At 55.0% G+C, this 238-nt stretch carries 1 protein-coding gene; it reads right to left on the reverse strand.

Annotated features, from left to right (window positions below; all coding sequences use genetic code 11):
* Positions 1-229, reverse strand: a 229-nt coding sequence (locus SB724_RS21695; RefSeq protein WP_410573129.1) for an ATP-binding cassette domain-containing protein, incomplete at its 3' end; no start/stop codon positions are given.
* Between the last annotated feature and the right edge of the window lie 9 nt (positions 230-238).

Below are 238 nucleotides of genomic sequence, written 5' to 3' on the forward strand. Positions count from 1 at the left end.
GGAGCAATGTAGATTTGCCCGCTCCGTTTGGGCCGATTAGACCGACCCGATCACCCGCGTCTAGCCTCAAATTCACGTCATCCAATGCGCGGACAACGACAACACCGTCCGTGTCCTCCGCGATCCGGTTCCTTCTGCCCATGCGCATCACTCGCTTCTTAAGCGATCGCCCTTGAACATCAAAGATAGGCAGATCCAACCCCACGTTTTCCAGCTCGATAAAAGTCATGTCGCCTTC

This window comes from Bacillus sp. SIMBA_031 (assembly GCF_046535225.1).
Taxonomy (GTDB): Bacteria; Bacillota; Bacilli; order Bacillales; family Bacillaceae; genus Bacillus; species Bacillus velezensis.